General features: G+C 62.6%; 7 protein-coding genes. All 7 read right to left on the bottom strand.

What is annotated here, in order from left to right:
* Positions 1 to 396: 396 nt before the first annotated feature.
* The 7 genes from QOL68_RS16600 to QOL68_RS16570 all read right to left on the bottom strand — a co-directional run bounded on the left by QOL68_RS16600 (position 397) and on the right by QOL68_RS16570 (position 6,439).
* A complete protein-coding gene (locus QOL68_RS16600; RefSeq protein ID WP_282950158.1) occupies positions 397 to 732 on the bottom strand; it encodes a single-stranded DNA-binding protein in 336 nt (111 codons plus the stop codon).
* 660 nt (positions 733 to 1,392) lie between these two features.
* Positions 1,393 to 2,553 (bottom strand): phospholipase D family protein, encoded by a 1,161-nt coding sequence (locus tag QOL68_RS16595; protein WP_282950157.1) that lies wholly within the window; start codon positions 2,551 to 2,553, stop codon positions 1,393 to 1,395.
* Between the two features lie 24 nt (positions 2,554 to 2,577).
* The gene (locus QOL68_RS16590) at positions 2,578 to 3,369 is read right to left on the bottom strand and encodes a hypothetical protein (RefSeq protein ID WP_282950156.1); all 792 of its coding nucleotides are present in this window, start codon (positions 3,367 to 3,369) and stop codon (positions 2,578 to 2,580) included.
* A gap of 348 nt (positions 3,370 to 3,717) precedes the next feature.
* On the bottom strand, positions 3,718 to 5,574 hold the full coding sequence (locus QOL68_RS16585; protein WP_282950155.1) for a ParB/RepB/Spo0J family partition protein: 1,857 nt from the start codon (positions 5,572 to 5,574) through the stop codon (positions 3,718 to 3,720).
* 36 nt (positions 5,575 to 5,610) lie between these two features.
* The gene (locus QOL68_RS16580) at positions 5,611 to 5,802 is read right to left on the bottom strand and encodes a hypothetical protein (RefSeq protein WP_282950154.1); all 192 of its coding nucleotides are present in this window, start codon (positions 5,800 to 5,802) and stop codon (positions 5,611 to 5,613) included.
* A 14-nt stretch (positions 5,803 to 5,816) separates the two neighbouring features.
* Positions 5,817 to 6,209: a DUF3768 domain-containing protein gene (locus QOL68_RS16575; protein WP_282950153.1), complete on the bottom strand. Its 393-nt coding sequence runs from the start codon at positions 6,207 to 6,209 to the stop codon at positions 5,817 to 5,819.
* Positions 6,206 to 6,439 (bottom strand): hypothetical protein, encoded by a 234-nt coding sequence (locus QOL68_RS16570; RefSeq protein ID WP_282950152.1) that lies wholly within the window; start codon positions 6,437 to 6,439, stop codon positions 6,206 to 6,208. The genes QOL68_RS16575 and QOL68_RS16570 overlap by 4 nt, the downstream gene beginning before the upstream one ends.
* Positions 6,440 to 6,906: the final 467 nt, after the last annotated feature.

The following is a 6,906-nucleotide window of genomic DNA, read 5'->3' as shown; positions in this document are numbered from 1 at the left end:
GCATATCCTGCAATCAAGACAATAACCGACAAATTCCCAAACTAACGAAGGCAGAATCGCCCAATCATCGCTTCGATCCTCGGCAGCTCGACACGAGCGATAGCGCCCATAGTAATCAGCCTGCACCCATTCCTCCGGTCGCGTCGCTGGCCGTGTGAAGAAGCCGACAGCGTACAGGCCTCCCCCGGATACTACTGCCAGGGCGAGCCGCATTGGCCACACTATCCCGACAGAGCGACCAACCGACCGCCCCCATTCCTGCCGACATCAACGCGCAAAAAAACGGCGGCGCGCGACACCAACCCCGTTGGTGCCGCGCGCCGCCTCGGCCTGCCTTATCGGCAGCATCGGACGCAGTGAAGAAGCGGGGCGGCTTGTCGCCGCCCCGCTGGGTGGTCAGTCCGGCTTTTCGTCATCGGCAGGGCCGCCGTCCTTCTTGGCGAGGATGGCGATGCCTTCGGCGATCAGATCGACGCCGTAGTGGGTGCTGCCGCCTGCCTCATATTGGTTCTGGCGGACGCGACCGGTGATGTGAACGAGGTCGCCCTTGCTGGCGGTCAGACGCTTGGCGAGCTTGTCAAACAGCGTAACGCTGTTCCAGTGCACGTCGGTTTTCCAGTCGTCGCCGTCCTTGCGGTTGTAGTTCGAGGCCACCGAAAGATAAGTGACCTTCTCCTTGACCTCGACCTTGCCGATGCGGCCGATGATCCGAAATTCTGCGATGTTCTGCATGGGTCTTACTCCGTCTTGGATTGCAGGGTGATTTCCTGACGGTCTTCAAGGGGGCCGCGAAGGAGCCGCGATCCAGCCAAAAAACGGAGGCTCCGCCCTATGCAACGGGGTGGAAACCGTAGGGCGCCCCGCCCGCCTTGGCGGGCGTAGGGGGGTGGCCGGTTTTTTGCTTGATCGTATGAGGCGACGCGCGCGGCCACGGAACCGGCAAACAAAGAAATCGCCTTGCCAAGCCGGGCAAGAGAAGCTGCCGACCCTTCGCCCGATTGGTTCTGGCCGTATCGACACCGAGGTCTGCAATATCACAGCCGGTGCCAGCTCAACCGCCACCCACGGCACCGTCAGGCCGCGTTCACCCGAACAATCTCACCGCCCACACGGACGCTAGCGCTGCGCGCTGCGCCGCTACCTTCAATCTATCACATCCATCCGGTAAACCACGGGAGCGGTATCATCACCGGCAGCGTTGACTTCAAGCGGGACCCATATCGACAAGGGGGCGGCTAGACGATCGCCGTATGGCCGGGATTGGGGTGGCCTCCTGACAGGCTGCTTACAGCGGTGGACGGACGGAAGGAGACCCTCCCACGCGCGATCTCCCTCGATCGCGGCCCCCTTCGTTGCCACTCAACGCGACGCTAGCGGCGCCCGGAAACGCCATCAAGCGGGTGCCCGGAACCGCTTTTCGCTGAGGTCGATCTCGCCATGGCGGCGGAGCGCCGCTTCGAGGCGTTCTTCGATCCAAGCGCGCGACCGATCGGTGAGAAGCATATGCGCCTTGCGGCCGTAGGAGGCGAATGGGTCGGTGTTGCCCGACTTGTCCCTTGCATTACGCTGGGTTGATTCGAAGGCGTCGGCACCGAGAGAGGTCATCATCTCGGACATCGAAATCCCATCCGCGAGCGTCCCATCCAAGAAGCGACCGCCGTGGACGCGCACATAACGCGGCCAGTCGGCCTTCCAGGGCCGGAGCGCGATCTCCGCTGCGCTCGCTACGTCCTCCTCGTCACGATGTTTGCGCCCGATCACCCTGCCGAAGATCAACAGGTCATTCGGGCTGTGAACGAGGCGTCCGGTATAGATCACGTCGCCATCCTCAACCTGCCGCGGCGGCTTGGATTCCGGGTAGGTGCAGGCCCAGTTGGCGCCATTCTCGGCGACGAGCTCGTCGATCGCGAGGGTGCGCGGCGCCCGGCGGTCGGCCGAGCCGAAGAATTTGATGAAGGCGTTGTTCTCCTGCGGCGCTGCATCGCCCGTCGGCGCGAATGGGCTGCGCAAATCAATATTAGCGCCGAAGTCGGGGAGGGGCGGGCCTTGCTTCGCTCCGCCGCCCTTGCCGCGCCGCTCGTCCAGCATGGCGCGCCAAGTCTTGAGCTGCTTGCGCGTTAGGCTCGGCTTGGCGTCTTTCCAGAGATCTTCGAAATACTGCTCGCAGGTCTCAACGATGTCGAGTTCGTGGGCCGCGAACCCGAACTCATGATTGCGGTCAAAGGCCGCGTCCGTGACGTTGGCGCTGGTCGCGATTACCGAGGTGCCGCCGAACAGATAGAGCTTGGAATGAAGGCCGCGCACGCCGCGCACCTTGCCGCCGGCTTCTATGATCAGCCGGAGCGCGTAAAGATCGGAGACACCCTGGTCAAAGCAGTTGAGGTCGAACCGGGTGATGACCTCGATCTCGCTCGACTTCGTCGCCTTCAGAATCCGGGTCAGCGTTTTGGCCTTGATGAACGGGCAGATGATGCGCAGGCGCCCCGGGTTCGCGCGCCGCGCCGCCAGAATCTCGTCGTTCCAGGCGCCCTTGATCAGTCTAAACCCGGCCATCCCGTCCCCTTCTCGCCCTGCCCGTTACGGGTTCATTATCTTGTCGAGACGGCGCAGGAGCAAGGTCGTCGTCAAGAGGACCGTATGCAGGCGGAATGTGCTGTCATCTTCGTCCGATAGGCCCGGATGCGGCCCCGCCGGATGCAGCCGCTTCACCAGCCCGTTGATATAGCCTCTCCCGTCATTGTCCCACTCGTTGAGTGGGATGCTGAGAAATCCATGCGAGGCGAGCTTCGTGCGGCGCGGGTGACCGGTCCCGAGTGCCGAGGCCGAAGAATCAATCCCTTCCGCGATCGCGTCGAACAGCGCGTCGAAGAAGGTGCGGATCTGGCCATTAGCGCCCGCCCAGTTGCCCCGCGCATGCGCGTCGAGCGCCTGCTGCAAATGGCCCTTTGGCGTCTCCAGCGCATATTTGCTCATCAGCCGCATCAGCTCGGATTCGGTCTCGGGCAAGCCGATGTCCGTCGGCAAGGTGCGACGCAACATGCCGTCGCTCACCGCATAGCCGTCCATATCGAGCACGCGCACGAACGTTTCCATCTCCGGCGACAGCTTCGGTGTCTTGGACCAGCTATGTTCCGGCTCGGTCGGAAGGAAGCCCGCGGCGCGCTGGACTATCAGGTTGACCAGCGGTTCGCCGTCCACATCAGCGCCGGGATTGAGATCGACGAACTGCTTCAGGTCGCTCAGCCGGTTCTTGAGGCTGGTCGGTTCCGTCCGAATCTGCGTGTACACGTCCGGCCCAAGGTCCGTGAGGAAGGCGGTCAGATGGGCGTGATAGTGGCCCCTGCCTTCAAATATATCGATCGCCGCCATCGTCGTGCGGCGCGAGAATAATCGCTTCATCGTGTTCCCCTGCCCTTGCGTTCTGGATAGCGAGTGACAGGTTGTCGCACTAGCGGTCATTCAGGCCTTGGTTTTGAAATGGCGAGAAATGGTCGATTCCCGAGATCCCAAATCCGCTTTGTGGTAAAGCGCGAAGCGGCTCTCTCGCTATCCTTCGCGCGCAATCGGCCCGGCAGCCATAAGCTGCCGGGCCGATTTCAGGCCGGAAGGAACGACCGGCCTGCGCCCGTCCAGCAGGGACGGGCCGCGCGAACACTTGAACGGGGGATACGGGAACAAGAAAATGAGGGCGGGCCGCTCGGCCCGCCCTCTCGATCATCAAGCCGCGTCTTCCTCCTCAAACTCGGCGGCTTCGTCGTCCTCGTCGCCGTAGTCGTCGGACGCCGGGATCTCCTGCACCACCTCGACGGGTGGCTCCGCGATCACAAGCGCGGGCGGCAGCCATCCGCGCCCTGCCATCCGCTCGGCGGCGGCAGCGGCAAGGTCTCCTTTCTTCATCTTGGCGCAATTGTCGGCAGCGGCCTTCCCCAGCGCCTCGGTCATGATCTTGGCAATCACTGGCTTTTTGAGCCGGTCGTAAAAAGCGACCGGCGCTTGCCACTTAGCGACCATATCGACGCCAGAGACGAAGGCGATCTGGTCGAACCTTTGGTGGCGATGGTCACGGCGCGAGCCCGACGGTTCGCCGCCGTTGATTTGGCGCGCAACAAGAAGCGCCAGCAATCGGCCTTTGGTGTCAGCGTCCATTGCCTGAATGGCCCCGAACCGGTTGACCTCGGGCATGGCGGCGAAGTCGCTGCCACCAATCTCATCGACCGACGCAATGTCTGCCATCGTCATCATGTCGTCGGGAACGGCGGCGTTGAACCCTTCGAGCCGAAGCGACAGCGGAGAGTAATAGCTTGGCTCGCGGTGAATGCCCTGCCCGACAAGACAATCGAGCAAGATGTCGAGCGCCAGCGCGGGATTGGTGGCAACTGCTTCCTGCACGGCCAGCGTCTTGATCTTAGATAATGTCTCGATCATCGCCCCCGAATAATCGGGCTTGATGGCGAGTGCATCGCCGCTGCCGCCTTTTGCAATCCGCTTGGTGCGAATGGCCTTGGCCTCGATCTCGCCGCCATTGCCGACGAACAGCACCATCGCACTGTCTGCCTTCTGCGCGTCGGTGAACACGCAAAGGCGATTTTCAAGGATGCGGGCTTCGCGCTCCAGCCCATTGAACACTTGGTCGCCCCACTGGTTGCCCTTGCCCAGTTCGGCAAGGCGCGCTTCCGCCGCGTCCTGAATACGGGCGCGCTCGGCTTGTTCGGCTTCGGTCGGCTCGCGCTTCCCCTCGGCGTGGACAGTGACAAAGTTGTAATAGTCGTCCGGTCGTTCGAGCGATGCCCGAACATCGCTCCAGCCTTCCGCACGATAGCCCGCTTCAACCTCGGCCATCCTCGCGGTGGCCAGCGTCTCGACCAGTTCCGGGTGGTCGGCATAACCGTCACCCCCTTCGGCAAACAGGTCGGCAGTGATCGTCCCGCCCGCTGCGGCGTAGGCATCATGCCCGACGAACAGGAACAGGGCATGGCCCGTGCCGATCTTTTCCTCGGTCAGCATCCGGCGGATTTGGTGGGCGCTATTACCGAACCGTTTCAACGCCTCAAGCTGGCGACCGTGATCGTCGGTCAGGGTCAGTACCTGTGCCGCCTCCATGCCGATCTGATCGCGCGCCAGACAGGAAAGTGCATCGGGGTGCAATGCAGACAAGCGCAACACCTTCTTGACGTAGGACAGCGCCACGCCGAACCGTGCCGCAATATCCTCGGGCGATTTTCCCTCGGTGCGAAGATCGCCATAAGCGATCACCGCATCTGCAACGTGCATATCCTCACGGCTCACATTCTCGGCCAAGGACAGTTCCACCGCCTCGGCCTTATCGCGCACGTCCACACTGACCGGATGGTTGGCAGAAATCGCCTTGGCCTTCTCAAGCTGCTTGAACGCGCGATAGCGACGGCCTCCGGCGGCAACCTCGAAGCGATTGCCTTCGGCGTAAACGACAAGGTTCTTCAACTGACCATGCGCCAGCATATCGGCGGCAAGCTGGTCGATGGCTTTGGGCTTTACGCGCCGCACGTTGAGCGGCGACAAACGAAGCTGCGAAAGTTTTACGGTCTGTAGGGTCATCGGAAACACTCCTGAAAATGGTTGTAAACGGGCAAGTCAGAACATCTCAAGCTGGTCGCGCATCGGGTTCCAAAACCCGATGTCGAGCGGGCGCTGTTCACGGCGGGGCTGCATCGGTTGCGCGGCAAGCCAGCCAAGACGTTCGCCCATGCTGACGGGAGCGATGCCCGCAATTATGATCTGATCGGGGTCGGGCGGTGTGACGCTGGCAAGGTCTTTGCGTTTCATGCCACTGGCTCCGCTCAATATTCATCGGACAGCATGATGGTCAGGACGCGCCGCGTGACGGCGGGATTTGCCGCGTCGTCGCTGGCGAACGCCATCTGGCGGTCGTAGTAATCGAGTTTCCAGAACACCCGTTCGAGCTCATCCTCGCGCAATCGCGGGCGCTCGGTCGTCCAGCGACGATCGGCTATCTGGTAGATCGTCCCGAAATCGCGTTCGCCGTGCGGGTCGTTGTCCTCGTCGAAGGCGTCGAACGTCTCGATCAATTCACGGACACAGGATTGATCGGCATCGGGCAGCGAACGAAACCCGACTGTCGCAACGACGGTACAGGCAACGCCCATCGCTCGCCGCGCCATGTCGTTCAAACGGGCGATGCGCTCGCGCTGGCTGGTGAGGGTCGCGCTCATTGCACCCGCCCCCGACGCCCTTCGCAAATCAGGATAAGCGCCCCGAAATCCTCGCGCTCGCCAAGCCGGTCGGCGATCTTCCGAACGCACTCCAGCGGCAAGCCGTTCTCGTTGGCGACACCGCGCAAATAATCGTCGCGGCACTCCGCGCCGCAAGCACGATAGTTCAAGAGTAAATCGGTCATTTGAAACCTTCCTTCCTCGGCTGAAAGCCGCACTGCCTGCGGCATGCGGCTCTGCCTTCCGGCGAGGATGGGAGGGGGAGGGAAAGCTGAATCGACGCCCTGGCGCGGGCCAGCGGGCGCGCAGCGACCGCCACACGGGGGCGGCTATTCTGCTTTGGGAACGAGAGGGCAAAGCCCTTGGCGTTCCCGCACAATTAAATGAACGGAGGCGATCAGCCTCCCTCAGTCGCAACGCGGCACAGGCAACGGCACCCTTGCACGGCGCGACGCCGACGGGCGACGTGACGGCAAGCAGAGCGAAGGCAAGGATGTTGCGCCATCGGCGCAGCGCCGCCCGTCAAAACGAATGCGCGGCCGGCGCTCGCGCGGCAAGGAGGGAGGCAAGAGCGCCAGCGGGTCAGCCCATAGACTCCGCACCCTCAAGGAGCGCAGCGGGAAAGAGTGCGACCTTAGAAAATCCCGCTCATTTTTCGACGCTCCCGATCGTCACCCGAAGGGCCAAGACTACAGGC

Source organism: Sphingopyxis sp. Geo25 (genome assembly GCF_949769135.1).
In the GTDB taxonomy this organism is placed as follows: domain Bacteria; phylum Pseudomonadota; class Alphaproteobacteria; order Sphingomonadales; family Sphingomonadaceae; genus Sphingopyxis.
Note: the sequence above shows the minus strand (reverse complement) of the source record. Positions and strands in the feature narration are given on the sequence as shown.